Source organism: Sphingopyxis alaskensis RB2256 (assembly GCF_000013985.1).
In the GTDB taxonomy this organism is placed as follows: domain Bacteria; phylum Pseudomonadota; class Alphaproteobacteria; order Sphingomonadales; family Sphingomonadaceae; genus Sphingopyxis; species Sphingopyxis alaskensis.
On the sequence record NC_008048.1, the window covers coordinates 206515 to 232655 of the forward strand.

Genomic DNA, 26141 nt, shown 5'->3' on the forward strand with positions numbered 1-26141 from the left:
GAGATGCCTATCGGCCGGGCGCGTGCCGTCGGCGTGTCTCGACTTCGCTCGACACGAGCGGGGATGAAGTGGAGGCTCATTAGAAGGTGCCCGACGGCTCGCCCCGCACCCCGATCGTGACGGAGCAGGCGGCCGACCGGCTCTACATCATCGATGCACGTAACGGGGTCGAACGCCGCATCCTGCTCGACTGGATTCACGCGACGTCGGACGGTGCCGGGAGCGACGACGAACCGGGCTGGGCGAGCCTCGACATCGAGGACGGCGATCACGCGCTGCCCGTCGACGTTTTGCAGGCGCGGCTCGGCGCGACGCCCTCGCGGCTCGTCGTTCCGCTGCGCGTCGCATGGCGCATCCCCGGCTTCGACAAGGGCCGCGCGCTCAAGTTTCGCCACCTGATCTTCGGCGACCCGCGCCATCCGGGTTCGCTGCGCGCGCGGCTGATCCTGCTCCGCGATCGCCGCCGAGCGCAGATATTGGTGGGGGAGGCGGCGACGCTCGACGCGCTGCGTAGCCGTTTCTGCGCACAGACCGGCGGTGGCGATGGCGAAGGCGCGGATAGCCCCGAATTCGCACGTTTCGTCGCGCGGCAGGCGGCATTGGCGCTCGACGTCGCCGAGCGCGGCATCCGGGGAACGCGCTACAAGGTGCCGCGCTTCGTCGCCGATGGGCTCCGCACCAGCCCCAAGTTCCGCGCGGCGCTCGCCGACCTCGCAGAGAAGACGGGCCGCCCCGTCGCCGACCTGTTTCGCGAAGCGCGGCCGCTGATGAAGGAAGTGATCGCGCGGCCCAGCGCGCTTTTTCTCGACCTCCGGGCCCGGCTCGATCGCATGATGTTCGGCGGCTATGCGCCGGATATGGAGATCGACGCCGCTGAACTGGCGAAGCTGCGGGGTATCCTGCGCGAACATCCCACCTGCATCCTCTTTACGCACAAAACCTATATCGACGGCGCGACGCCAAGCCGACTGGCCTATGAAAACGATCTGCCGATGCTGCACAGCTTCGGCGGCGCCAACCTCGACTTCGCCGTCATGGGCGAATTTTTCCGACGGTCGGGCATGATCTTCATCCGCCGCAGCTTTCAGGACCAGCCGGTCTATAAACTCGTGCTGCGCCACTATATCGCCTGGCTGCTCGCCAAGCGCTTTCCGCTGAGCTGGGCGTTCGAGGGAACCCGCTCGCGGCTCGGCAAGCTGATGCCGCCGAAGTACGGCCTGATGAAATATGTCCTCGACGCCGCCCACGCCACCGGCACGCGCGGCGTCCATTTCATCCCCTTCGTCACCAGTTTCGACCTCATTCGCGATGTCGAGGAATATGCCGCCGAACAGACCGGCCGCAACAAGAAGCCCGAAAGCCTGTCGTGGTTCATCGGCTATATGAAAAGCCTGAAGGAGCCGTCGGGGCGCATCCGGCTCGACATCGGCGATCCTGTGGTCATCGACACCGCGCCCGGTCCCGACGACAGGCGCGCGCTCGAAAAGATCGCCTTTGCCGTCGCGGTCGAGGCGAACCGCGTCACCCCGCTCACGGTCACCTCGGTGATGTGCCTGATCCTGCTCGGCATGGCGCCGCGCGGCGCGACGTCGGCCGAACTGCTCGGCGCGATCGGCGCGGTGACCGGCTGGGCGCGGGCGCGCGGCATCAGGCTCAGCAGTGAACTCGAAAGCGGCGGCGATGCCGCGCTCTCGGCGACCATCGACACGCTCGTCACCAGCGGCCTGCTCGCGCGTTATGAAGCGGGCAGCGAGACGATCTATTCGATCGACCCCGCCAAGCATCCGATGGCGAGCTATTACCGCAACATCATCGCGCATCATTTCCTGGGTCGCGCGATGATCGAACTGGCGCTGTTCGCGCTGCGCGACGCCGACAGCGGCGATGCGACCGCTGCCTTCTGGGACAGGATCGACCGATTGCGCGACCTGTTCAAATTCGAATTTTTCTACCCGCCGCGTGACGAGCATATGGCGTCCTTGCGCGCCGAACTGACACGCATCGACCCCGTGTGGGATCGCCGCCTCGCCAGCGGCGACCGCGGTATCGCGCAGCTCATCCGTCGCTGCCAGCCCGTTGTCGGCCACGCGATATTGCTGCCCTTTGCCGAGGCTTATTCGGTCGTAGCCGAGCTGCTCGCGCGCGCGCGGCCGGGCGATGCGGTCGATGAAAAAACCCTGCTCGACGCCGCGCTGGTCGAAGGCAAACAGGCCTATCTGCTGCGCCGGATCAGCAGCGAGGCGGCGATCGGAAAGCTGCTCTTCGCCAACGGTCTGTCGCTGATGCGGCATATGGGGCTGGCCGACGAGGCGACGCCGGAGATTATCGCGCAGCGCCGCGCGCTGCTGATGGAACTGCGCGGCCTTGCCAATGTCATGGAAACGATGCGCCTGTCGACGGTCGCGCTCGCCGATCGCTTGATGGGGGCGGGGGAATGAATATCGCGTATCGCTCCCGCCATTCCGGCGACGGCCGGATCGTCCCCCGCTGGGGGAGGATTTTCAAGTCAGGAACCTAACATGCTCAAACAGCTCAGCGCGCAGGACGCCCAGTTCCTCTACACCCAGACCGCGAACAACCTCACGCACATCATGGGCGTCTATATCTATGATCCGTCGACCGCGCCGGGGGGCTTCGTGCGCTTCAAGGACATCATCGCCCATGTCGAAAGCCGCGTCGATACCTCGCCCCTGTTCAAGCGCCGCCTCCACCGCCTGCCGTTCGACATCGATCATCCCTATTGGGTCGAGGACGAGCATTTCGACGTCGAGGCCCACATGAGCCACGCGCGCCTGCCCGAACCGGGCGACTGGCGGCAATTCTGCATCGCGGTGGCGCGCTGGTTCTCGAAGCCCATGGACATGAACCGCCCGCTCTGGGACATTTATGTGATCGAAGGGCTCGACCGCATCCCCGGTATTCCCAAGGGCAGCTTCGCGATGCTCCATCGCGTCCATCACGCCGCGGTCGACGGCGCTTCGGGCGCGCACGCCTTCATCGCGATGAGCGATATCGACGCGAACGGCACGCCGGCGATCGCCGAACCGCCGCCGGTCGAGGATCTGGGCGATCCGCCGTCGAGCGCCGAAATCCTTTCGCGCGCCTGGTCGGCGTCGATGCAATCGCCGGTAAAGTTCATGAACGCGCTGATGAAAATCTCGCCGGCGATCGTCGCTTCGGCGCGCAGGTCGATCGCCGAGGGCGGGATGACCGCCGGGGTGCCCGAGACGCGCTTCAACGTCCCTGTCGGCCCGCACAAGATGTTCGACGGGACGACCGTGGCGCTCGCCGACGTCGCAGAGATCCGCAGAAAGGTTCCGGGCGCGACGGTCAACGACGTCGTGCTCACGACGGTCGGCGGCGCGCTGCGCAAATATCTGGCGAAGCATAAGGAATTGCCGAAGGAAAGCCTCGTCGCGGTCGCGCCGGTCAATCTGCGCGGCAAGGGCGGAAAGGCGTCGACGCCGGGCAATCAGGTGTCGGCGATGAGCGTGCCGATCCGCACCGACATCGCCGATCCGCTCGAACGGCTCGCCGCGGTGCGCGACTATACGGTCGAGGCCAAGGAGGCCAAAGCCGGCGTGAGCGCGCGGATCATGACCGACCTGTCACAGCATATCCCCGGCGCCACGATGGCGGCGGTCGCGCGGCTCGTCACCAGCGAGCGCTTTGCGGTGCGCGGCACCAATCTCTTCATCTCGAACGTCCCCGGCGCGCAGGTGCCGCTCTACCTCGCGGGCGCCAGGCTGGTGCAGCAGCACGGCATGGCGCCGCTCGCGAACAATATGGGGCTGTTCATAGCGACCCCCAGCTACAATGGCCGCATCGCCTTCTCGATCATTTCGGAACGTGCGATCATGCCCGACATCGCTTTCTTTCGAACATGTATCGACGAAAGTTTCGCCGATTTGATGGCGGCGGATCCGAAACCTGAAAAGCCAAAAGCCGCTACGGCAAAGCCGAAAGCGGCGGCAAAGCCCAAAGCGAAAGCGACGGCCAAAGCGGACAGGAAAAACACCTCTTCGTCATCCCGGCGAAGGCCGGGATCTCGCCCTCGCGTTAAATCTCCACGGTGAGATCCCGGCCTTCGCCGGGATGACGAGTGTATGGCAAGCATCGTCAAAACAGTTGCCAAAGACAACGTAAGCCCGCAAGAATCGAGAAAAACATACCATGCTCTCGCAGGATTACCGAATGCTCTTCACCCCGACGCTCAGCGCCGACCGCGATCTCGCGACCGCGCCCGACTATGCCGCCTGGAGCAAGGCGGCGCGCGAGCATGACAGGAAATCGGGGATGCAGGCGTGGCGCGATGCCGACGAGAGCAAGCATTTCGATTATAAGGCCATTCGGGCAAGGCTCGAAAAGCTGCGCAAGCTGTCGGCGGCGGGCGACGTCAAGGGGCTGCTCTTCGTGCTCAACGAGGGCATCCACGGCAATATCGACGGCATGGGGCACGAGCGGCTGTATCAGAAGGCGCGTTTCGGGACGAAAAAGCTCGTCGAAGCCTATATCGCGGAGGTCGTCGCCTCGCTCGACAAGATCGCCGCCGCGCGCAGCATCGGTCGTGAGGAAAAGCGCGACTTCTTTCGCCGCGCCCAGCATTGTTACGGCCGCTCGGCGCTATTGCTGTCGGGATCGGGCAGCTTCCTCTTCTTCCACATCGGCGTCGTCAAGGCGCTCTGGTCCGAAGGCGTGCTGCCGTCGATCATGTCGGGCGCGAGTGGCGGGTCGATCGTCGCCGCGGTCGTCTGCACGCGCAAGGACGCCGACATCGGCGCCTTTCTCGAAAGCGAGCGCCTCGCCAACCCCGATCGCGCGCCCGACGGACGGCGCCTCGCCTCGGACGCGGTGCGCGAACGGCTCGCGGGCCTGATCCCCGACCTGACCTTTCAGGAGGCCTATGAGATCAGCGGGCGTCACCTCAACGTCTCGGTCGCGCCCGCCGAAAAGCATCAGAACGGGCGGCTCCTGAACGCGATCACCGCGCCCAATGTGCTGATCCGCGAGGCCGTGCTCGCGTCATGTGCGGTCCCCGGCGTCTTTCCGCCCGTCATGCTGATGGCACGCGACGACGATGGCGCGCGCATCGCCTATCAGCCCGATCGTCGCTGGGTCGACGGGTCGGTGACGCACGACATCCCGACCAGGCGCCTCGAACGCCTTTATGGCGTCAACCACCATATCGTCAGCCAGGCGAACCCGATCGCGCTGCCCTTCGCGACCGACACGCGCAAGCAGATGGCGCCGATCGAGGCGATCCAGCATGCCTCGATGACCACCTTCAAGGCGTGGCTCAACGCGAACATGGTGATTTTCCAGAAACCGCTCGAGCTGATTCCGCCCTTGAACAGCCTCGCCAACATGGCGCGGTCGGTGATCAACCAGGAATATACCGGCGACATCAACATCATCCGCCCGCCCAAATTCTGGTCGCCCGCGAAGATCCTCTCCGATCTGGGGCAGGATGATATCGACGAACTGGTCGACACCGGCATGCGCACCGCCTGGCCCAAGATCGAAATGGTCCGCACCCAGACCGCGATCAGCCGCGCGCTCGAAGCGATCCTTGCGAAGATCGACAAGGCGGGCGACGACGGCCCCGGCCACCGCAGCGCCGCGCTCAAGAAAGCGGTGCGGTGAGCGCCGACAACGAACCGCTGACGCTGCCGGCCTGGCAGGGCGGCGACGGGTCGAACCTCAATGTCACCCGCTGGTTGCCGCAGGGCGATCCGAAGGCGGTGGTGCTGCTCGCGCACGGCTATGCCGAACATGCCGGGCGCTATGGCCATGTCGCGGCGCGGCTGACCGCGGCGGGCTATGCCGTTTACGCCGTCGACCATTGGGGGCATGGCAAGTCGAGCGGGACGATGGGGTTCGTCCCGGCCTTTTCAGTCTACATCGACGGAATGGCGGCGCTGATCGCGCGGGTGCGCGAGGCGTGGCCGGGCAAGCCACGACTGCTGCTCGGGCACAGCATGGGCGGGCTGATCGCGGCATTGCTGCTGCTCGGGCATCAGCGGGACTTTGCCGCAGCAGCGCTGTCGGGGCCGGCGATCCTGACCGCGAAACCACCATCAAGGCTGACCATCTGGATAAGCCGTTTGCTCTCGCGATATTTCCCGCGTGCCGGGGTGATGGCTCTCGATCCCACCGGGGTCAGCCGCGACCCGGCGGTCGTCGCCGCCTATCTCGCCGACCCCTTCGTCCATAGTGGCAAGATGAGCGCGCGGCTCGCGGCGGAAATGTTCGACGCGATGGCGACGGCGCGCGACCGGGCGCCGGAGATCGGCCTGCCGCTGCTGCTCCAGCACGGCGCCGAGGACAGGCTGACCGCTCCTGCGGGCTCGCGCTTCCTTTTCGATCATGTCGCCTCGACCGACAAGCGCCTCGAAATCTATGCTGGCCTCTTTCACGAAATCTACAACGAACCCGAACGCGATGCGGTGCTGGACGACCTGATCGGCTGGTTCGATGCGCATGTGAAAGTCGAGGACGCGCCATGAAAATCCTCCTCTTCCTGATCGTCGCGCCGCTCATCGCCCTCGCGCTCCTCTACTTCCTCTTTCCCGAACAGCTGGTTCGGATGATGCGCGCGCTGATGCGCAAACGCGCGCGGGTGGTGCGCAGGAGCATCACCGTCGACGGCCGAAACTGGCCCTATCTCGAGGGCGGCGATCCGTCGAAGCCCACCCTCGTGATGGTCCATGGCTTCGGCGCCGACAAGGATCACTGGATCTTCTACGCGCCGTGGATGACGCGCGATTACCACCTGATTGCGCCCGACCTGCCGGGTTTTGGGGAGAATGACCGCGACGGCGCACTGCCTTTCGACGTCGCGAGCCAGGCGGCACGGCTCAAGGCCTTCCTCGACGCGCTCGGCGTCGACCGTCCGCACCTCGGCGGCAACAGCATGGGCGGCTGGATCGCGCTGCGCTTTGCCATCGACTATCCCGATCGCCTGCGCACGCTGACCCTGATGAACAATGCCGGCGTTGTCGGCGAAAACGAAAGCGAGCTGCAAAAGCTCGCCGCGACCCGTGATTATAACCCGCTCGTGCTTGCGAACCTCGACGACGCCGATCGCCTCATTGCCTTCGTCGTGCGCAAGCCGACCTATGTGCCCGCGCGGCTGAAGCCCGTGATCTACGCCGATGCGCTCCGCCATCGCGAACTGCTCGACCGGATTTTCTGGATCATCGCCGACGAGATGGAACAGGCGCCGCTCAACGGCGAACTGGACAAGGTGACGGTGCCGACGCTCATCCTCTGGGGCCGCCACGACAAGCTGATCGACGTCAGCTGCGTCGCGGTGCTCGAAAAGGGCATCGCGAACAGCCGCGCGCATATCTTCGAACATGTCGCGCACGTCCCGATGATCGAGGATCCGAAAGCGACCGCCGAAGTGCAGCGCGCGTTTCTCGCCGACCATCCCTGAACTTCGCCGGGATGACGGGCGAGTGTTGCCTTGCCAACCCCCCGATCGCGCGCCACTCTCCCCTGAAAAACAGGGGAGAGACATATGCGCCTCAAAGTGGGCCTGCTCGGCGGGGGCAGCTGGGGAACGACGGTCGCGGCGGTCGTGTCGCGCAACGCGCCGATCCAGCTATGGGCGCGCGACGCGGAAACGGTCGAGGGCATCAACCGCGATCACGAAAACCGCAAATATCTGCCCGGCATCACGCTGCCCCCCGCGCTCGGCGCGACCAGCGACATGGCCGAGGTCGTTGCGGGCGCCGACGTGCTCGTCATGGCGGTGCCCTCGCACAGTTTCCGCAGCGTGTTGGAGGAGGCTCGCGATCATATCCGCCCGTGGGTGCCGGTCATCAGCCTCACGAAAGGACTCGAACTCGCCTCGGGCAAGCGCATGACCGAATTGATCGAGGACGTGCTGCCCGGCCACCCCGTCGGCGTGCTCACCGGGCCCAACCTCGCGCGCGAGATCATGGCGGGACAGGCGGCGGCGAGCGTGCTCTCGATGGCGGACGAAATCGTCGTCCGTGCGCTCCAGCCGCTGTTCCATTCGGGCCTGTTCCGCGTCTACACCAACACCGACCTGCTCGGCTGCGAGCTCGGCGGGGTGCTCAAGAATATCATCGCGATCGCGGTGGGCATGGGCGACGGGCTCGGCGCCGGCGACAATACGCGCGCCGGCCTGATGACGCGCGGGCTGGCGGAGATCACGCGCCTCGGTGTCGCGATGGGCGGGCGCCCTGAAACCTTCGCCGGGCTCACCGGCATGGGCGACCTGATCGCGACCTGCACCAGCCCCCTGTCGCGCAACCGCCACGTCGGCGTCGAACTCGGCAAGGGGCGCCCGATCGACGCGATCATCGCGGGCATGAACATGGTCGCGGAGGGCGTGAAAAGCGCGCCGACGGTTATGGCGCTCGCCGACCGCCACGGCATCGCGATGCCGATCGCGCGCGACGTGTTCGACGTGACGCAGGGCAAGCGAACGGCCATGGATGTCTTCCGCGGCCTATTGAAATCGAGCGTCGGCGACGAGGCGCATCCGGGGTAGCACAGCCTCCGTCATTGCGAGGAGCGTAGCGACGAAGCAATCTCCAGCTATCGGCCTGACAAGCCGATAGCTGGAGATTGCTTCGCTTCGCTCGCAATGACGGTTTTTGAATGACGCCAAGCCATCACGCGCTAGCGAATACCCTCCGCCAGCAGCGCCTTCGCCTCATCGCCCTGCCAGTCAATCGCGCCCACCACGCGCCATATCTCGCGCCCCTCGGCATCATAATAGATGCTCGTCGGCAGCGCGCTGTTCGCCGCGTCGAGCAGGCCGTTTTCGGGGTCGAGATAGGGTTGCAGCGCTTTCAGCCGCGCCTTCCGGAACCAGGGATCGACGACCTCGGCGCCCTGCAAATCCTGCGCCACCGCCACCACGGTCATCGCCTCGCCCCGCGCCGCCGCCAGCGCGTCGAGTGTCGGCATCTCCGCCACGCAGGGCGCGCACCATGTCGCCCACAGGTTGACGAGCAGCGGCCGCCCGCGAAAGTCCGCCAGCGTCACCGGCGCATCGTCGGGACCGGTGAAGGTCGCCGTCGGCGCCGCCGTGCCCCTGTGGCTGCGGTCGATCATATAGTCGAACTTCGCCGCACCCGTCGCTTGGCCCGCCGAAACATTTGCTTGGCCTTGCTGCGCTTGCCCGCCGCCCGCCTTTTCCCTATCGCAGCCCGCGACCGATCCGGCCAGCAACAGGCCCAGGATCAACAGCGACGGATTTGGAACGCGGCGGATGGCGAATACTCCGGACAAGAGCAGCATGTGGGGCGGCCGCTTCGGTGGCGGACCGGCGGCGATCATGCAAGAGATTAACGCCTCGATCCCCATCGACAAGCGCCTTTGGGAAGAGGACATCGCCGCCAGCCGCGCCCACGCCGCGATGCTCGGTGCTTGCCGAATCATCAGTGCCGACGATGCGGCAGCGATCGACCGCGGTCTTGCCCAGATCGCCGAAGAATTTGCCGAAAACGGCGTGCCCGTCGACCTCAGCCTCGAGGACATCCACATGACCGTCGAGGCGCGGCTGAAGGAGTTGATCGGCGAACCCGCCGGGCGCCTCCACACCGCGCGCTCGCGCAACGACCAGGTCGCGACCGATTTCCGCCTGTGGACGCGTACCGCCTGCGAGCGCATCGACGCCGGGCTCGCCGCGCTCCAGTCGGCGCTGCTTCAGCGCGCCGACGAGCATGCCGACAGCATCATGCCGGGCTTCACGCATTTGCAGGTCGCGCAGCCGGTGACGCTCGGCCACCATCTGCTCGCCTATGTCGAAATGGCGCGCCGCGACCGCGGCCGCTTCGCCGATGCGCGCCGCCGCCTCAACGAATCGCCGCTCGGCGCCGCGGCGCTCGCGGGGACGGGCTTTCCTGTCGATCGCGACGCCACCGCTGCGGCGCTCGGCTTCGACCGGCCGATGGCGAACAGCATCGACGCGGTATCCGACCGCGACTTCGCGCTCGAGTTCTGCGCCGCCGCGGCGATCGCCGCGATCCACCTGTCGCGCCTTGCCGAAGAAATCGTCATCTGGGCCAGCCAGCCCTTCGGCTTCGTCGCGCTGCCCGATGCCTGGTCGACGGGCAGTTCGATCATGCCGCAAAAGCGCAACCCCGACGCCGCCGAACTGGTGCGTGGGCGCGCGGGCCTGCTGCTCGGCGCCTTCCAGCGGCTCGCCGTCATCGTCAAAGGGCTGCCGCTCACCTATTCGAAAGACCTTCAGGACGACAAGGAAACGCTCTTCGGCGCGTTCGACGCGCTCGCGCTGTCGCTCGCGGCGATGACGGGCATGGTCGAAACGCTGAGCTTCCGCACCGACCGGATGCGCGCGCTCGCCGCGTCGGGCTATTCGACCGCGACCGACCTTGCCGACTGGCTGGTGCGCGAGGCGGGGCTGCCGTTCCGCGAAGCGCATCATGTCGTCGGCGCCTGCGTCAGGCGCGCCGAGGAACTGGGCGTCGAGCTGCCCGCGCTGCCCGCCGCCGACGCGGCGGCGATCCACGCCGCGGTCACCCCCGATGTCCTCGCCGCACTCACGGTCGAAGCATCGGTCGCCAGCCGCATGAGCTATGGCGGGACCGCGCCCGAACGGGTAAGACAGGCCATCGCTGCGGCGCGCGCTGCCGCGGCCCAGGGACAGGATTGATGTCGCACCGCCACCATATCCTTGCCACGCTCGCCGTTGCCGCGCTGCTCGGCGCGTGCGGGGCCAAGGAAGATCTGAAGCCGCCGGCGAACCAGCCGGCGCCCGTCGTTCCCATCGGCGCCGACCGCGCCCCGACCACACAGGAGCTCACGACGCCCGACGCGCAGGCCCGGCCCGCGCGCAGCGACGAACTTCTCAAACGGTCCGAACAGCGCGAACCCGACGATTTCGACCTGCCGCCTCCGGGCTGAGTCGAACCGAACTTATCTGATCCGTTCGTGTCGAGCGAAGTCGAGACACCCATCGGTGTAGCTCCGTTCCCAGGGGCATCTCGATCTTTCGACCGGCTCAAGACAGGCTTCGCTCGATGCGAACGGGAACATAGGACCAGGATTTCCTTCGATGGATCATTTTGAATATCGTGACGGCGTCCTCCACGCCGAAGACATCCCGCTGCCGCGTATTGCCAAGGAAATCGGCACCCCCGTCTATGTCTATTCGCGCGCGACGCTCGAACGCCACGCGCAGGTGTTCGCCGACGCGCTCAGGGATATTCCCAGGAAGCACATCGCCTTTGCGATCAAGTGCAACCCCAACCTTGGCGTGCTGCGCGTCCTCGCGCGGCAGGGCTATGGCGCCGACGTCGTGTCGGGCGGCGAACTCGAACGCGCGCTCGCCGCGGGCATGGCGGCGGAGGACATCGTTTTTTCTGGGGTCGGCAAGACGCGCGCCGAGCTGGCGCAGGGGCTCGACCGCGGCATCGGCCAGTTCAACATCGAGCATGAACCCGAGGGCGTCGCGCTGTCCGAAATCGCGGTGGCGAAGGAAATGACCGCGCGCGCGGTGCTGCGCGTCAATCCCGACGTCGATGCCGGCACCCACGCCAAGATTTCGACCGGCAAGGCCGAAAACAAGTTCGGCGTCGGCATCGATTCGGCGCCCGCGATCTTCGACCGGCTCTCGGCGTTGCCGGGGCTCAAGATGCGCGGCGTCGCGCTCCATATCGGCAGCCAGCTCACCAGCCTCGATCCGTTGGAGGCCGCGTTCGAGCGCGTCGGCCGCCTCGTCGCCGACCTGCGCGCTGCGGGGCACAGCATCACCCACGTCGACCTCGGCGGCGGCCTTGGTGTCCCCTATCGGCCGGAGGACAATCCCCCGACTCCGGCCGAATATGGCGCGATGGTCGCACGCGTGACAAAGGATTGGGACGTCACCCTGATGTTCGAGCCCGGCCGCGTCATTGCGGGCAACACCGGCGTGCTCCTGACCGAAGTGCTGTGGGTCAAGCCCGGCGCGACCCACCCCTTCGTCATCGTCGACGCCGCGATGAACGACCTTGCGCGCCCCGCGCTCTACGATGCCTGGCATGATTTTGTCGCGGTGAAGCCGACGGGTGAAAAAATGATCGCGTCGATCGTCGGCCCGGTGTGCGAAACGGGCGACACCTTCGCGCGCGACCGCGAAATCGACGCGGTTCAGCCGGGCGCCCTCGCGGTGTTCCGTACCGCGGGCGCTTATGGTGCGACCATGGCCTCGACCTACAACAGCCGCAGCCTCGTGCCCGAGGTGCTCGTCGATGGTGATCGCTACATCACCGTCGCCGACCGCATCGCCGCGGGCACGATCATGGCGGCGGAGCGCGTCCCCGACTGGATCGATTGAATCGGTCCTCCCCCGCAGGGGGAGGGGGACCACCCGAAGGGTGGTGGAGGGGCAGGGGAGGGCAGGCGCTGCGTTTGACTGCCCCGTGCCCCTCCACCACTTCGCTGGTCCCCCTCCCCGTTCCGGGGAGGATCTGTTAGGGCCTCCACCATGCACCAACTCCCCATCTTCCTGAACCTGACCGGCCGCACCGTCGTGCTGGTCGGCGAAGGGGAGGCGGCGGAGGCCAAGGCGCGCCTCATCCAGCGCGCGGGCGGGCGCATCATCTCCGCGTGGGAGGCAGGCGCGACCATCGCCTTCGTCGCGCTGGGCGACGAGGCCGCGGCGCGCGCCGCCGCCGACGCGCTCCGCGCCCACGGCCTGCTCGTCAATGTCGTCGACCGTCCCGATCTCTGCGATTTCACCACCCCGGCGATTGTCGACCGCGCCCCCGTCACCATCGCCATCGGCACCGGCGGCGCGTCGGCGGGGCTCGCCAAAGCGATCCGCCAGCGCCTCGAGGCGCTGCTCCCCGCGCGGCTTGGCGACCTTGCCGGGGCGCTCTACGCCGCGCGCGCCGCGATGAAGGCGCGCTGGCCTGTCGCCGCCGACCGCCGCCGTGCGATCGACGCCGCCCTCGCGCCCGGCGGCGCGCTCGATCCGCTCGACGCCGGCGCGGCGGACCGAGTGGGCGAATGGCTCGCTGCCGCAGCGCCGGATCGGCCATCGCGTCTCGAAACCATTCGCCTGACGAGCGCCGACCCGGACGAGCTCACGCTGCGCGCCGCGCGTCTGCTCGGCGAGGCCGATCATGTCTTTCACCCGCCGCACATCCCCGCCGCGATCCTGGCCCGCACCCGCGCCGACGCGGCGCGCCACATCGCCGCCGCACCGCCGCGGGAATCGCCGCCCGGCCTGTCGTTATGGCTGGAGATGCAGGTCATCGCGCTCTAGGCTGTATCGGCATTCAGCCCGGGGTAAGGGCTCCCGGGCCTTTCCGGCCTCGCGACACGAACGGAAAGATGGGGCGGCTCGCGGGTCGTCGTCACCCCTCCCCGACCTTGCGGTCGCCGGTCAGGATCGTCGCGCGCGGTTCATTGATTCAGTCCATGTTTTTTCAGCGCGTGGCGAATCTGGTCGTAACTCAGGCCAAGCGCCTCGGCGGCGACTTTCTGGTTATAGCGGCATCGCGCCATCGTGTCGGCGAGGATCGCCTTTTCATAGCTGTCGACCGCAGCGCGCAGGTCGCTCACCGGGCCCGGCGAGGGTGACGGCGCGGCGGGAGGGGCGGCGACGGACGCCGCGGCGTTCGCACGTTCGGCCTTCGCCGCGCGCACCGTGGGTTGCCACGGGCTGGCAAAGGGGTCGAAGCTCAATGCGTCGATCGGCTTCGTCGGATCGCCCCAGCGATAGACGGCGCGCTCGATGACGTTCCTGAGTTCGCGGACGTTGCCCGGCCAGTCGTGCCCTTCCATCGCCGCCAGCGCGCGCGGGCCGAATCCGGGCCATTCGTCCCAGCCGACGACCGCCGCCATGCGCTGCCCGAAGTAAGTGGCAAGCACCTCGATATCGCCTTCGCGTGCGCGCAAGGGGGGCAGGGTGATGACCTCGAACGACAGCCGGTCGAGCAGGTCGGCCCTGAACCGGTTTTCTTCGACCAGCGCGGGGAGATGCTCGTTGGTCGCCGCGACGATGCGCACATCGACGCGGATCGGGCGCGACGCGCCGACGCGCGTGATCTCGCCATATTCGACCGCGCGGAGCAGCCGTTCCTGCGCGCCCATCGACATGGTCGCCAGTTCGTCGAGAAAGAGCGTGCCGCCGTCGGCCTCCTCGAAGCGTCCCGCGCGGCTGCGCGTCGCGCCGGTGAAGGCGCCCGCTTCGTGTCCGAACAGTTCGCTTTCGATCAGCGTCTCGGGCATCGCGGCGCAGTTCATGATCACATAAGGCCGATCCCAGCGCGTCGACAGACGGTGCAGGCGCTCGGCGATCAGTTCCTTGCCCGTCCCGCGCTCGCCGATCACCAGCACCGGGCGGTCGAGCAGCGCCGCCTGGCTCGCGCGATCGACCGCGTCCTGAAAGGCCGCCGACTGGCCGATGAATTGCGTTTCGCGCTCCATTCCCAACCATTGGCAAATTTCCCCGATGATTGGCAAGATAAATCAGCGCGGAGAGTGAATTGCGCGTAAAGTTTCCCGCATTTCTGCCAGTTTTGATAGTTGGCACGCCTCCTGCAAAGATTTCTGCGAACCGGCGCACAGCGCTCCGGTGCAGCACATAGGAAGGTTGAAACGATGAAAACGAAGATTGCCCAGGCCGCTACTTTCGCGTTCAGCGCGGTGGGCGCGCTGGCCATTTTCGTCGGCGCGATCAACTATCCTGCCGCCTCTGCCAGCGCCGCCGGCCTCCCCGTCGTCGGCCTGGTGGGTGCTGCTTCGACCCCGGCGGTCGGCCCGATGGCCTGACCGGCACTGGTGCCGGGGCACTCTCCCCCCTTGCCCCGCCCCGGCACCAGCCTTTTTTGAACAAGACAACCAGGTCTCAAGTTTTCGACAGGAGTTTCCCAATGGGTATTTTTTCACGAACCCGCGACATCATCGCCGCCAACGTCACCGACCTGCTCGACCGGGCCGAGGATCCTGAAAAGATGATCCGCCAGATCATCTTCGAGATGAACGAAACGCTTGTCGAAGTTCGCGCTTCCGCCGCCCGCACCATTGCGGACCAGAAGGAGATGCGCCGCCACATCGCCAAACTCGAGAGTCTGCAGGACAGCTGGAAGGAAAAGGCCGAACTCGCGCTGTCGAAGGACCGCGAAGACCTCGCCACCGCCGCGCTCGTCGAAAAGCAGAAGGCCGGCGACATGGCCGAGCGACTCAAGGCCGAGATCGCCGTCCTCGACGACGCGCTGTCCGGTTATGAAGCCGACATCGCCAAGCTTCAGAAAAAGCTGTCGGAAGCGCGCGCGCGCCAGTCGAATATCGTCAACCGCCTCGAAAGCGCCGAGAACCGCTATCGCCTCCGCGAAATGACCAACGGCGACCGCGTCGAAGACGCTTTCTCGCGCTTCGAGATCCTTGAGCGCCGCGTCGACGAAGCCGAGGGCCGGGCCGATGCGCTGGGTCTCGGTTACAAGAAGTCGCTCGACGAAGAGATCGCCGAACTTCAGGCTGCCGACAAGGTCGCCGACGAGCTCGCCGCGCTGAAGGCCGCGCAGGCCAAGAAATAAGGAGCCGGACCGATGGAAGAAGTCATCATCGTCCCGATCGTCATCGGAACGCTCTTCCTCGGTCTGCCCTGGCTGATCCTCCACTATATCACCAAGTGGAAACAGGCCAAGACGCTGACCGGAGAAGATGAACAGCTGCTCGACGAACTTTACGATACGGCCAGACGGCTCGAGAATCGTCTACATACCGTCGAACGGATTATCAGCGCCGACCATCCCGACTTCCGCCCCGCGGTACGCAGCGATGAAGAGCTGGCGCAGCTTGAAAACATAAACCGGAGGAACTGAGATGTCTGCCAGCCGCACCAAATTCTACCTCGACAAACAGAACGCCAAATGGAGCGGCGTATGTTCGGGAATCGCGGACTATAGCGGGATCGACGTGCTCTGGGTTCGCGTCGGCGCCGTGCTGCTCACCCTGATGGGCGGCTTTCCCTGGACGTTGATCGCTTACTGGATGGTCGCCTGGATGGGATCGCCCAAGCCTTTCGCGCTATACGGATCGCAGGAAGAAGCCAAGTTCTGGCAAGGGGTGCGCAGCAACCCCGCCGCGTCGACCCGCGACATCAAGTCGCGCTTTCGCGACATCGATCGCCGGCTTGCCGACATCGAACTTTACTACACCAGTCACAACCGTCGGCTCGCCGACGAGATTGAAAGCCTGCGCTGAGCGGCGGCTGAAACGCAACAGGGAGACTTTTCATGAATTTCGGTGGCACCACCTTCGTCCTCGCCATCATCGCCCTGTCGATCGGCGGCTGGATGTTCACCACCTGGATCCGCGCCAAGCATGGCTATCCGGTCGAAAATGAATGGGGTGGCACGGTTCATCGAACCGACCCCGACGCTGATCGAAAAATCAGGCTCCTGACCGACGACAATGCCAAGCTCGCCAGCCAGGTCAGCCGGCTGGAGGAACGGATCGCGGTGCTCGAAAGGATCGCGACCGAAGAGGGCGGCAAAGCGGCACAGCTTGCCGATCAGATCGACCGCCTGCGCTGAGGGGAAAAATGATGAATCTCGATGTTCTGAATGCCATTGCACCCGTGGCGGCCCTCGTCGGCCTCGCCGGGGTCGCGGGTTGGGTTTTCACCACCTGGCTGCGCGTCAAGAACGGCTATCCGCTCGAAAACAGCTGGGGCAAGGCGGTCTATCCGCGCACCAATGACGAAGCGATGGAGCGCGTGAAGCTGATCAGTCAGGAAAATGCCCAGCTGCGCGCCGAGCTTGGCTCGGTGAAGGACCGGCTGGCGGTGGTCGAGCGCATCGTCACCGACGAGAGCCACCGCGTCGCGGCCGAGATCGAGGCGCTGCGGCGTCCCGCGAACTGAGGAGATAGGTAGATGGAAACGATCATCATCCTGTTCATCGTCGTCGGCCTGCCGGTCACGCTCGGCATCGGCTACGCCGCCTATGAACGTCACCTCAAGTTCAAGGAACGGCAGTTCCAGGCGATCAGCAGCGAGACGGCGGAAAAGGCCGCGCAATATGCGGTGCACACCGAACGGCTCGAACAACGCGTCCGCGTGCTCGAACGCATCGTGACCGACAAGGGAATTGACGTCGCCGACGAGATCGAAAAGCTGCGCGACGCCCCGCTCAACTGACGCAACGATAAAAGCAGGAAAGGAACCTCCCCATGGGTCCGTTTGAAATGGTCGTCGGCATCGTCCTCATCGTGACGATCGGCAGCATTATCCGCGCCAGGTACGGCATCCGGCGCGACCGCCACGGCAACGGCCATGTCGCCGGACACGACGTCGAGACCAAGGCGCTGCAGGCCGAAATCCGCGCGCTCAAGGAGCGCATTCAGGTGCTCGAACGCATCGCCACCGACCATAATCGCGCCGTCACGCTCGACCAGGAAATCGAGAAGCTGCGCGACGGCAGCAAGATCTGAACGCCGGTAAAGGAGCAACGCTCATGGCTTTCATCACTCCCGACCTCACCACCGCCGCGATCGCGCTGACCGCGCTCACCATCGTCAGTCTCGTCGCGCTGCGCGGCTGGCGCGACTGGATCCAGCTCAAGCGCGAGGAGCTCGCCGCGGGTCACACCCAGCTGGCGCACGATCCCACGGTGCCGCACGCCGGATCACGGATCGAGATTGCCGACCTCAAGGAACGGCTGCGCAAGCTGGAAGCGATCGCGGCAGGGGTCGATCTGTAAGACTTTGGTCTGGTAAATGGCCGTTCGCATCGAGCGAAGTCGAGATGCCCCGCGGCCCGGCGCACGGTTGCAGGGTGTCTCGACTTCGCTCGACACGAACGGAAGTATAGGTTTGCGCCCCTTCCAACGCCCGGCAAAATCTGCCACTGCCCGCGCCCATGCGCAGCCTTTCCGACATTTTCGAAGAATATGAGTTTCTCGACGGTGACGACCGCTATCGCCTGCTGATCGAACTCGGCCGCGAACTGGAGCCGATGCCCGATGCGCTCAAGACCGACGCGACGCTGGTGCGCGGCTGTTCGGCGAGCGTGTGGGTCTATCCGGTACCGCGGGACGACGGCCGCCTGCATTTCCTTGCCGACAGCAATGCCGCGATCACCAAGGGCATCGTCGCGCTCGTCCTCGCCGCGGTGCAGGACAAGCCCGCGGCCGAGGTCGCCGACATGGACGTCGCCGCCGCGCTCGCGCCCTTCGACCTGACGCGCCAGCTTTCGTCGAACCGCACGCAGGGCGTGCCCAACATGATCGCGCTCGTCCGGGACACCGCCCGCCGCCTCGCCGCGGGCTGACCGGTCAGTTCGAAAGCTCGCGCAGCAGGCTGTCCCAATGCGCGAGCGCCGGGGCAATCGCCGCGACGGGGACGCGCTCGTTGAGTCCGTGGGCAAAGCTGTCGCTCGCTTTCGAGAACAGCCCGGCGACGCCGTAACTCGGCACGCCGTTCATGCGGAAATGATAGCTGTCGGTCGCCCCCGCGCTCATCGACGGGATGATCGGCAGGCCCGGCGCGCGCGCGTGGACGGCTTTCTTCACCGCCGCCATCACATCGGCGCGGAGCGGCGAGGCGTCGCTGGCGCTTGCGTCGGGATCGGTCAGCACCTTGACCGCGGGGTCGGCGATGACGCGCTCCAGCTCGGAACGCACCGCCTCGACCGCGACGCCGGGAAAGATACGGCAGTTGATGTTCGCCGTCGCGCGCTGCGGCAGCGCATTTTCGGCGTGCCCGCCCTTCACCAGCGTCGGCACGCAGGTGGTGCCGATCTGCCCGACATATTCGGGATCGGCGCGAATCGTCGCGATCGCCTTGGTATCGGTCGGGTCGGCGGCAAAGGTCTTCAGCGCCGCCCCGATCTCGCCGCCGACCCGATCGGCGACGATCGGCAGGCCGATCCGGGTCAGCTCGTTGACCTGCGGCCGGAAGCGATAGGCGCCGACCTTGACCAGGGCATCGGCAAGCTGAACGATCGCGTTGACCGGCGACGGGCGCGAGCTGTGGCCGCCGGCATTGGTCACCTCCAGCGTGAAATCGGCATAGGTCTTCTCGCCCGCTTGCAGGCTGTAGTATTGCGGCTTGCCGTCTTCGCCGATCAGCCCGCCGCCGCCGTCGCCGTTTAGCGCGAACTCGGCGTTGCGATACTTGGCGGCAAGCGCACGCGTCGTCGCCATTTCGGTTTCCTCGTCACCCGTCAGCAGCAGGATGATCGACCGCTTCGGCTTGAACCCGTCGCGCTTCAGCTGCGCCATCGTCGCGACCATCATCGCGATGTCGAACTTGTTGTCTTCCGACCCGCGCCCGAAAATATAGCCCTCCTCCTCGACCGGCAGGAAGGGATCGCGCGTCCAGTCCTTCGGGTCAGCCTCGACGACATCCATATGACCGAGCAGCAGGATGGGTTTTTTGTCGGTCGTGCCGCGCAGCGTGACCGCCAGCGTCGCCGTCTCGCCCATCGGGGTGATTTCGATGTCGGCGTCGGCATAGCCCGCGGCCTTGAGCACCCCGGCGTAATAGGCGGCAAGTTCGGGCACCTTGCCGCGGCCCTTGACCGTCGGGATCGCGATGCTGTCCTTCAATATCTGCTTCGCGGCTGCGGCGTCGGCGGGTTTGGCGTGGGCGGGCGCGGCGGCGACAAGCGCGGCGGCGAGGGCGAGCGGCAGGGACAGGTTGCGCATGAAAAGCAGTTAAGCGGCTTCGCCCGATGGCGGCAAGAGCCAATGTCCCGCCTTGCCCGTTCGCGAGCAAAGGGCATCGCCGAATCGGCTTGACTGATGCTCGTTTCGATATAAATATGATATCATCTTTATATCGACTCGGAGGGATTTATGGTCGAGAGTGGGGCACCGGCGCTCAATCGCAGCCGCGAAACGCGCGCCAATACGCAAAGCGGCTATTGGATGCTGTTCATCTGGCTGGTGCTGCTCGGCATCGCCGTCTGGGCGGCGATCACCAATGCCAACGCCGACGTGGTGATGGCATGGAAATGGATCGTCGCGGCCACCGCCGCGGTCGTCGGCACGCTCATCCTTTGCGGCTTTTATCTCATCAACCCCAATGAAGCCGCGGCGATCCAGCTGTTCGGCGCATATAAGGGCACCGACCGGCAGGAAGGGCTGCGCTGGGTGCTCCCCTGGCTGACGCGCAAGAAGATCGCGGTGCGCGCGAACAACGTCATTTCGGACAAGATCAAGGTCAACGACCTGCGCGGCAACCCGATCGAGATGGCGGCGCAGGTCGTGTGGCGCGTCACCGACACCGCGCAGGCGCTGTTCGACGTCGACGATTACAAGGAGTTCGTCATGGCGCAGATCGAGGCGGCGGTGCGCTCGATCGGCTCGCGCTACCCCTATGACGATATCGAACATCAGGAAGTCACGTTGCGTGGCAACCATGAAGAGGTCGGCGCCGAGCTGCGCAAGGCACTGATCGAGCGGTTGACCGTCGCGGGCATCACCGTCGACGAATGCGGCCTCACCCACCTCGCTTATGCGCCCGAGATCGCGGGGGCGATGCTCCGCCGCCAACAGGCCGAAGCGGTGATCGCCGCGCGCAAGAAGCTGGTCGAGGGCGCGGTGACGATGGTCGAAATGGCACTCCAGCACCTGTCGGACAAAAAGGTCGTCGACCTCGACGACGAGCGCAAGGCGGCGATGGTGTCGAACCTGATGGTCGTGCTGTGCGGCGAACGCGATACGCAGCCGGTCGTCAACGCCGGCTCGCTTTACTGAGGCGCGCCGGACGCGAACGATGACCGGTTCTGCCAAAAAGGCCTTTGCCCTTCGCCTTGATCCCGCGCTGTTCGCCGCGGTCGAGCGGATGGCCGCGGCCGACCTGCGCAGCGCCAACGCCGAGATCGAAGTGCTGCTGCGCGAGGCGCTGGCGCGGCGCGGCGTGCCGGTCAAGCCACCCGCGCCGCCGCGCCGTGGCCGTCCGCCGAAGACCGATGCGCAGGACTGATCCGGCGATTGCCGCGCAATCACAAAAGGAGTTTCGACATGCTGCACCTGTTCCTCGACGACCGCCCCTGGTTCCGCGCGAAACGGCGCGGTTATGGCACCGGCCTGCCGATCGCGTGGCAGGGCTGGGCGATGCTGGCGGCGCATATCGCACTCATCACCGGCATTGCGGTGCTGCTGCGCGACCAGCCCGTGGCGCTCACCCTTGCCGTCATCCTCGCCGGGCTGGCGCCGATGCCGCTCTATCGGGCGCGCACCGAGGGCGGCTGGCGCTGGCGTTGATGCGGCGCCGAGGGTTGATGTAGCAGCGGCTTTGGGGTGGGGGGCGGCCATAAAGCCCTCTCCCCTTCAGGGGAGAGGGGGACCATCCAAAACCCTCTCAACTGCGGCTAGGCAGCAAGCTGCCAAGCCTTCGTGTCTCTCCCCTGAAGGGGAGAGAGCCCGAAATGCCAACGGCCACTTCCGGTCGAAACCGGCCGCAACACCGACCATCTTCGCGAACGGCTATCCGCCATGCGCGTCGCGCAGTTCGCGTTTCAGTACCTTGCCGATGGGACTGCGCGGCAGTTCGTCGACTTGCCTGATCGCGCTCAGCCGCTGCGTCTTGCCGACCTTGGCGTTGCACGTCTCGCGCACGCTTTCGGCATCGGCGCCGGGTTTCAGCACGACGAAGGCGACGGGGGTTTCGCCCCATTCCTCGCTGGGCATCCCGACCACGGCCGCCTCGACGACGCGCTCGTCGGCGAGCAAAATGGCCTCAAGGTCGCTCGGAAAGATGTTGAAGCCACCCGAAATGATCATGTCCTTCGCGCGGTCCATCAGCGTCAGGAAACCGTCCTCGTCGATCCGCCCGATATCGCCATGGCGATAGAAGAGCTGTCCCTCGCTGTCGTACCAGTGCATCGCCTTCGTCGCGTCGGGGCGGTTGTTGTACCCGGTCATCATTGCGGGTGAACGGCCGACAATCTCCCCCACCGACCCTTGCGGCAGTTCGTTGCCGTCCTCGTCGATCACCTTGGCGACATGGCCCGGCGCGGGTTTGCCGACGGTGTGCAGCTTGTCAGGGAACTGATGCGCTTCGAGGATGAAGGCCGCGCCGCCTTCGGTCATGCCGTAAATCTCGACCAGCCCACCCGGCCAGCGTTTCAGCACATCGGCCTTGAGCGCCGCTGGAAAAGGCGCCGAGGTGCAGTATTTCATCACGAAGCTCGAAAGGTCGAAGCGGTCGAAATCGTCGAGCGCCATGATGCGGCGATATTGCACCGGCACGAGCATGCAGTTGGTCGCGCGCTCGCGCTCCGCCAGTTCGAGGAAGCCGCGCGCGTCGAACTTTTTCATCAGGACGACCCGTCCGCCCGATCCGACGGTTGGCATGAAACTGGCCATCGTCGTGTTCGAATAGAGCGGCGTCGACAGGATCGTCACTGCGTTCGGGCCATAGGCGGGCGCGCCGCGCTGGATATGCTGCCAGCGCATTGCATGGCTGTGGATGATGCCTTTCGGCGTGCCGGTGGTGCCCGATGAATAGATGATGTTGAAACCGTCGTCGGGGCCGATCGCGGCGGGCTGCGGCGCGGCGTCTGCGGGCGCAATCCAGTCGGTCAGCGGCGTGCCCGCGTCGCCGCCGTCCATCGCGATCAGGTCGCTCGCGGCGATGTCCTGCCCGTCGAGGCTCGCCTTCGCCGCCGTGTCGAGGAACAGGTGGCGCGCCCCGGTGTCGGCGATCATCGCCGCCATCTGTTCGCCCGTCGCGCTGTTGGTGATCAGCCCCGCAACCCCGCCGGCGCGCAGCGTGCCAAGGATCACCGCCATCTGCTCGACGCTGTTCAGGCCCGCGATCGCCGTGCGGTCGCCCTTGACCAAACCGTCCCGTTGCAGGCGCGCGGCGATTCGGTCGGTCAATCGATCGAGGTCGGACCAGGTGAGCCGTCGTTCTGCGTCGGCCGCCGCTACGGCATCGGGACGTTCCGCGGCGTGCGCGCGGACAAGGGCGGGCAGGGTGGCAAAGCCGCTGTCGAGCATTTCGAGACTGGTCATGGCGCATGGGTTAGCACAGTCGAAAGGCGGTGCAACGCCGCCGCCGGTCCCTTCCTTGCCGGACAGGCCGACCGGCGTTGCGTCCGGCAGGGACGAATCGGCGACTTCGAACCTGTCACGCCATCCAGCTTGCTTGACCAAAAGTTTCAGCTTGCTACTCATCTTCGACATAAAGAAACCAGCGATTCCCGGAGATGATGCCCGATGCACCCCTCAGTCCACGCCCGCACCAACCCTGAAAAGGCCGCGATCATCGTCGCCGAGACGGGAGAGGAAATCAGCTATGGCGACCTTGACGCCGCCTCGAACCGCGCCGCGCAGCTGTTCCGCGCCAACGGGCTGGGGCATGAGGATGTCGTTGCCTTCATGCTCGACAACACGCCGCATTATTACGGCCTGACCTGGGGCGCGCAGCGCGCGGGGCTGCGCTATGTCTGCATCTCGTCGCGGCTGACGCAGGACGAGACCGACTATATCCTGGACAATTCGGGCGCGCAGATCCTCGTCGTCTCGGCCAGTCTCGCCGACGCCGCGCAGCGGCTGACGACCGGCATCAAGCGCTTTGTGATGGGCGGCGCCATCGCGGGTTATGAAAGCTGGGAGGATGCCGTCGCGGCCATGCCCGCGACGCCCGTTGCCGACGAGCGCGCGGGGGTTGACATGCTCTATTCGTCCGGGACCACCGGGCGCCCCAAGGGTGTGCGCGTTCCGCTGCCCGAGGATCCGGCGATCGACGCGACGAACAGCCTGGTCATGCTCGCTTCGGCAGTGTTCCAGATCAATGCGGACAGCATCTATCTCTCGCCCGCGCCGCTCTATCACGCCGCGCCGCTCCGCTGGTCGATGACGATCCACCGGCTCGGCGGCACCGTCGTCCTGATGAAGAAGTTCGATCCCGAAGCGGCGCTGGCGCACATCGAACGCTATCGCGTGAACAGCAGCCAATGGGTGCCGACGCATTTCGTGCGGATGCTGAAACTGCCGGAGGAGGTGCGGAACCGCTACGATCTTTCGTCGCTCAAGGTCGCGATCCATGCCGCCGCGCCGTGCCCGGTGCCGGTGAAGCAGGCGATGATCGACTGGTGGGGACCGGTATTGTATGAATATTATGCCGGATCCGAAGGCAATGGCATGACCTTCATCTCCAGCACCGACTGGCTGACGCACAAGGGCAGCGTCGGGCGCCCGATCCTCGGCGCCGTGCATATCATGGGCGAGGACAATGAAACCGAACTCGGCGTGGGCGAGGAAGGCACGATCTTTTTCGAGAGCGAGAATGTCTTCGAATATCATGGCGACGACGAAAAAACGGCGTCGAGCCGCAATTCGAAAGGCTGGTCGACGCTCGGCGATGTGGGCAGGCTCGACGAGGAGGGCTTTCTCTACCTCACCGACCGCAAGAGCTTCATGATCATCTCGGGCGGGGTGAACATCTATCCGCAGGAAATCGAGAATCACCTTGTCACCCATCCCAAGGTCGCCGACGTCGCGGTGGTCGGCGGTCCGCACGAGGAGATGGGCGAGGAGGTGATCGCGGTGGTCCAGCCCGCCGACATGGCCGAGGCGGGCGACGCGCTGCGCGACGAGCTCATCGCCTATGCGCGCGAAAAACTGTCGGGGGTGAAGATTCCGCGCCGTATCGACTTCCTCGAAGCCTTGCCGCGCCATGACACGGGCAAGCTCTACAAACGCCTGCTTCGCGACCGATATTGGGAGAAGGCGAAGGCGGAGGCCTGATGCAATGACCGCCGCGCGCGTCGAGTTTTTCTTCGATCTATCCTCGCCCTGGACCTGCCTCGCCTTTCACAACCTGCCTGCCGTGCTCGAACGGACAGGCGCGAGCGCGCTGTATCGGCCGATCCTCGTCGGCGGCGTGTTCAATGCGGTCAATCCCGCCGTCTATGCGGCGCGCGAGCAGACCGACAACCGGCGGCTCCAGCATAGCTGGAAGGTGCTGAAGGACTGGGCGCGCCTTGCCGACGTGCCGATGAATTTTCCCTCGCGATGGCATCCGGCAAAGAGCATCGCCGCGATGCGTTTCTGCTGCGCGATCGAAGCGGATCAGGCGGCGCTCGTCCGCTTTGCGCGCGGCGCCTTCGCGAGCTATTTCGACCGGCAGGAAAATCTCGACGACCCGGTGGTGCTCGCGGCGGTCGCCGATGCCGAGGGGCTCGACGGCGCCGCGCTCGCCGCCGCGGCGGGGAGCGATGCGGTCAAGGCGCGGCTGCGTGCGAACACCGATGAACTCATCGCGCGCGGCGGCTATGGTTCGCCGACGATCTTCGTCGATCGCGATGACATGTATTTCGGCAACGACCAGCTTCCGCTTGTCGAGGCGGCTCTAAAACATAAAACGCAGAGGACTCTCGCATGAAGGACCGGATTTCGATCACCATGCTCGACGGCGGGATCGCCGACGTCCGGCTGATCCGCGCCGACAAGATGAATGCGCTCGACAGCGCAATGTGGGAAGCACTGGCCGAAGCGGTCGATCAGCTGAAGGCGACGGCGGGGCTGCGCGTCGTCGTCCTGTCGGGCGAGGGGCGCGCCTTTTGCGCGGGCCTCGACCTTTCGAGCCTCGGCGGCGATCGCGACCCCGGCGCGAGCAGCGCGGGCGGGGGGCTCGCCGAACGGACACGGGGCATCGCCAATAATGCCCAATATGCCGCCTGGGGCTGGCGCGAGCTGCCTGTGCCGGTGATCGCGGCGGTGCACGGCGTCGCCTTTGGCGCGGGCAGCCAGATCATGGCCGCCGCCGACATCCGCATCGTCCACCCCGACACGCGCATCGCGATCATGGAGATGCGCTGGGGCCTCGTCCCCGACGTGGCGGGGATGGCGCTGTGGCGCACGCAGGTCGCCGACGATGTGCTGCGCGAGCTTGTCTACACCAACCGCGAGTTCACCGGGTCGGAGGCGAAGCTGCTTGGCTTTGCGACGCATGTGTCGGACGACCCGCTGGCCAAGGCGATGGAACTCGCCGCGGTGATTGCCGACAAGAACCCGCACGCGATCCGCGGCGCCAAGCGCCTCTGCAACATGCTCGGCGATGCGAGCGACGCCGAAATCCTGCAGGCCGAAAGCGACGAGCAGGTCAAGCTCATCCGCACCCCGAACCAGATCGAGGCGGTGATGGCGCATATGGAAAAGCGCAGGCCCAATTTTGTCGACTAGCTGTTT

The 26141-nt window shown here is 65.9% G+C and carries 30 protein-coding genes; 26 read left to right on the forward strand and 4 right to left on the reverse strand.

The features are described 5' to 3' along the window. Positions 1–86 precede the first annotated feature (86 nt). From SALA_RS00980 to SALA_RS01005, 6 genes are all read left to right on the forward strand, one after another. Positions 87–2438, forward strand: a complete 2352-nt coding sequence (locus tag SALA_RS00980) for a glycerol-3-phosphate 1-O-acyltransferase (RefSeq protein WP_011540510.1) — start codon at positions 87–89, stop codon at positions 2436–2438. Positions 2439–2519: 81 nt separating this feature from the next. Next, positions 2520–4076 carry a wax ester/triacylglycerol synthase family O-acyltransferase gene (locus tag SALA_RS00985; RefSeq protein WP_011540511.1) on the forward strand — a complete coding sequence of 519 codons (1557 nt, stop codon included), beginning with the start codon at positions 2520–2522 and terminating at the stop codon, positions 4074–4076. A 118-nt stretch (positions 4077–4194) separates the two neighbouring features. After that, positions 4195–5643 carry a DUF3336 domain-containing protein gene (locus tag SALA_RS00990; protein ID WP_011540512.1) on the forward strand — a complete coding sequence of 483 codons (1449 nt, stop codon included), beginning with the start codon at positions 4195–4197 and terminating at the stop codon, positions 5641–5643. After that, on the forward strand, positions 5640–6506 hold the full coding sequence (locus tag SALA_RS00995) for an alpha/beta hydrolase (protein WP_011540513.1): 867 nt from the start codon (positions 5640–5642) through the stop codon (positions 6504–6506). The genes SALA_RS00990 and SALA_RS00995 overlap by 4 nt, the downstream gene beginning before the upstream one ends. Then, positions 6503–7438, forward strand: coding sequence for an alpha/beta fold hydrolase (locus SALA_RS01000; protein ID WP_011540514.1), 936 nt, complete (start codon positions 6503–6505; stop codon positions 7436–7438). Before SALA_RS00995 ends, SALA_RS01000 begins: the two co-directional genes overlap by 4 nt. Before the next feature lie 84 nt (positions 7439–7522). After that, a complete protein-coding gene (locus tag SALA_RS01005; protein WP_011540515.1) occupies positions 7523–8524 on the forward strand; it encodes an NAD(P)H-dependent glycerol-3-phosphate dehydrogenase in 1002 nt (333 codons plus the stop codon). A 131-nt stretch (positions 8525–8655) separates the two neighbouring features. Here the strand turns inward: SALA_RS01005 and SALA_RS01010 are convergent, their stop codons facing one another. Then, positions 8656–9279: a TlpA family protein disulfide reductase gene (locus SALA_RS01010; RefSeq protein WP_049754570.1), complete on the reverse strand. Its 624-nt coding sequence runs from the start codon at positions 9277–9279 to the stop codon at positions 8656–8658. On the opposite strand from SALA_RS01010, the gene argH reads away from it, so the two are divergent. The 4 genes from argH to SALA_RS01030 all read left to right on the forward strand — a co-directional run bounded on the left by argH (position 9278) and on the right by SALA_RS01030 (position 13252). After that, on the forward strand, positions 9278–10657 hold the full coding sequence (gene argH, locus SALA_RS01015) for an argininosuccinate lyase (protein ID WP_041382924.1): 1380 nt from the start codon (positions 9278–9280) through the stop codon (positions 10655–10657). The two genes, SALA_RS01010 and argH, sit on opposite strands and share 2 nt — an antisense overlap. Further along, entirely contained in the window at positions 10657–10908 is a 252-nt protein-coding gene (locus SALA_RS01020) for a hypothetical protein (RefSeq protein WP_011540518.1), read from the forward strand. Before argH ends, SALA_RS01020 begins: the two co-directional genes overlap by 1 nt. A gap of 151 nt (positions 10909–11059) precedes the next feature. Continuing rightward, positions 11060–12319, forward strand: a complete 1260-nt coding sequence (gene lysA, locus SALA_RS01025; RefSeq protein ID WP_011540519.1) for a diaminopimelate decarboxylase — start codon at positions 11060–11062, stop codon at positions 12317–12319. 150 nt (positions 12320–12469) lie between these two features. After that, on the forward strand, positions 12470–13252 hold the full coding sequence (locus SALA_RS01030; protein WP_011540520.1) for a precorrin-2 dehydrogenase/sirohydrochlorin ferrochelatase family protein: 783 nt from the start codon (positions 12470–12472) through the stop codon (positions 13250–13252). Between the two features lie 140 nt (positions 13253–13392). Here SALA_RS01030 and pspF read toward each other — a convergent pair whose 3' ends face one another. After that, positions 13393–14418 (reverse strand): phage shock protein operon transcriptional activator, encoded by a 1026-nt coding sequence (gene pspF, locus SALA_RS01035; protein WP_011540521.1) that lies wholly within the window; start codon positions 14416–14418, stop codon positions 13393–13395. Positions 14419–14592: 174 nt separating this feature from the next. Here pspF and SALA_RS17035 point away from each other — a divergent pair, with 174 nt between their 5' ends. From SALA_RS17035 to SALA_RS01080, 10 genes are all read left to right on the forward strand, one after another. Continuing rightward, positions 14593–14763, forward strand: coding sequence for a hypothetical protein (locus tag SALA_RS17035; RefSeq protein WP_153802607.1), 171 nt, complete (start codon positions 14593–14595; stop codon positions 14761–14763). A gap of 101 nt (positions 14764–14864) precedes the next feature. Then, positions 14865–15527 carry a phage shock protein PspA gene (gene pspA, locus SALA_RS01040; RefSeq protein WP_011540523.1) on the forward strand — a complete coding sequence of 221 codons (663 nt, stop codon included), beginning with the start codon at positions 14865–14867 and terminating at the stop codon, positions 15525–15527. A gap of 12 nt (positions 15528–15539) precedes the next feature. Further along, positions 15540–15815, forward strand: a complete 276-nt coding sequence (gene pspB, locus SALA_RS01045) for an envelope stress response membrane protein PspB (RefSeq protein WP_011540524.1) — start codon at positions 15540–15542, stop codon at positions 15813–15815. A gap of 1 nt (position 15816) precedes the next feature. Beyond that, positions 15817–16197, forward strand: a complete 381-nt coding sequence (gene pspC / locus SALA_RS01050) for an envelope stress response membrane protein PspC (protein ID WP_011540525.1) — start codon at positions 15817–15819, stop codon at positions 16195–16197. A gap of 32 nt (positions 16198–16229) precedes the next feature. Beyond that, positions 16230–16529 carry a hypothetical protein gene (locus tag SALA_RS01055; RefSeq protein ID WP_011540526.1) on the forward strand — a complete coding sequence of 100 codons (300 nt, stop codon included), beginning with the start codon at positions 16230–16232 and terminating at the stop codon, positions 16527–16529. An 8-nt stretch (positions 16530–16537) separates the two neighbouring features. Beyond that, a complete protein-coding gene (locus tag SALA_RS01060; RefSeq protein ID WP_011540527.1) occupies positions 16538–16858 on the forward strand; it encodes a hypothetical protein in 321 nt (106 codons plus the stop codon). A gap of 12 nt (positions 16859–16870) precedes the next feature. Next, the gene (locus tag SALA_RS01065) at positions 16871–17134 is read left to right on the forward strand and encodes a hypothetical protein (RefSeq protein ID WP_011540528.1); all 264 of its coding nucleotides are present in this window, start codon (positions 16871–16873) and stop codon (positions 17132–17134) included. Positions 17135–17166: 32 nt separating this feature from the next. Further along, the gene (locus tag SALA_RS01070; RefSeq protein WP_011540529.1) at positions 17167–17427 is read left to right on the forward strand and encodes a hypothetical protein; all 261 of its coding nucleotides are present in this window, start codon (positions 17167–17169) and stop codon (positions 17425–17427) included. Between the two features lie 23 nt (positions 17428–17450). After that, complete coding sequence (locus SALA_RS01075) at positions 17451–17696, forward strand: hypothetical protein (RefSeq protein WP_011540530.1); 246 nt, start codon at positions 17451–17453, stop codon at positions 17694–17696. A 158-nt stretch (positions 17697–17854) separates the two neighbouring features. Continuing rightward, positions 17855–18265 (forward strand): SufE family protein, encoded by a 411-nt coding sequence (locus SALA_RS01080; protein WP_011540531.1) that lies wholly within the window; start codon positions 17855–17857, stop codon positions 18263–18265. A gap of 4 nt (positions 18266–18269) precedes the next feature. Here the strand turns inward: SALA_RS01080 and SALA_RS01085 are convergent, their stop codons facing one another. Beyond that, entirely contained in the window at positions 18270–19643 is a 1374-nt protein-coding gene (locus tag SALA_RS01085; RefSeq protein ID WP_011540532.1) for a M20/M25/M40 family metallo-hydrolase, read from the reverse strand. Positions 19644–19793: 150 nt separating this feature from the next. On the opposite strand from SALA_RS01085, the gene SALA_RS01090 reads away from it, so the two are divergent. Genes SALA_RS01090 through SALA_RS01100 form a run of 3 tightly spaced genes read left to right on the forward strand, consistent with a single transcriptional unit; the run spans position 19794 to position 21206 of the window. Beyond that, positions 19794–20696, forward strand: a complete 903-nt coding sequence (locus SALA_RS01090) for an SPFH domain-containing protein (RefSeq protein WP_011540533.1) — start codon at positions 19794–19796, stop codon at positions 20694–20696. A gap of 19 nt (positions 20697–20715) precedes the next feature. After that, entirely contained in the window at positions 20716–20925 is a 210-nt protein-coding gene (locus SALA_RS01095; RefSeq protein WP_011540534.1) for a hypothetical protein, read from the forward strand. A gap of 38 nt (positions 20926–20963) precedes the next feature. Continuing rightward, on the forward strand, positions 20964–21206 hold the full coding sequence (locus SALA_RS01100; RefSeq protein ID WP_011540535.1) for a hypothetical protein: 243 nt from the start codon (positions 20964–20966) through the stop codon (positions 21204–21206). Between the two features lie 222 nt (positions 21207–21428). Here the strand turns inward: SALA_RS01100 and SALA_RS01105 are convergent, their stop codons facing one another. Beyond that, positions 21429–22961 carry a class I adenylate-forming enzyme family protein gene (locus SALA_RS01105; protein WP_011540536.1) on the reverse strand — a complete coding sequence of 511 codons (1533 nt, stop codon included), beginning with the start codon at positions 22959–22961 and terminating at the stop codon, positions 21429–21431. Positions 22962–23165: 204 nt separating this feature from the next. Between SALA_RS01105 and SALA_RS01110 the strand changes: the two genes are divergently transcribed. From SALA_RS01110 to SALA_RS01120, 3 genes are read left to right on the forward strand one after another with little or no spacing between them, the layout of a single operon-like run. Then, positions 23166–24698 (forward strand): acyl-CoA synthetase, encoded by a 1533-nt coding sequence (locus SALA_RS01110; RefSeq protein ID WP_011540537.1) that lies wholly within the window; start codon positions 23166–23168, stop codon positions 24696–24698. Positions 24699–24702: 4 nt separating this feature from the next. Continuing rightward, on the forward strand, positions 24703–25335 hold the full coding sequence (locus SALA_RS01115) for a 2-hydroxychromene-2-carboxylate isomerase (RefSeq protein ID WP_011540538.1): 633 nt from the start codon (positions 24703–24705) through the stop codon (positions 25333–25335). After that, on the forward strand, positions 25332–26135 hold the full coding sequence (locus SALA_RS01120; RefSeq protein WP_011540539.1) for a crotonase/enoyl-CoA hydratase family protein: 804 nt from the start codon (positions 25332–25334) through the stop codon (positions 26133–26135). Before SALA_RS01115 ends, SALA_RS01120 begins: the two co-directional genes overlap by 4 nt. Positions 26136–26141: the final 6 nt, after the last annotated feature.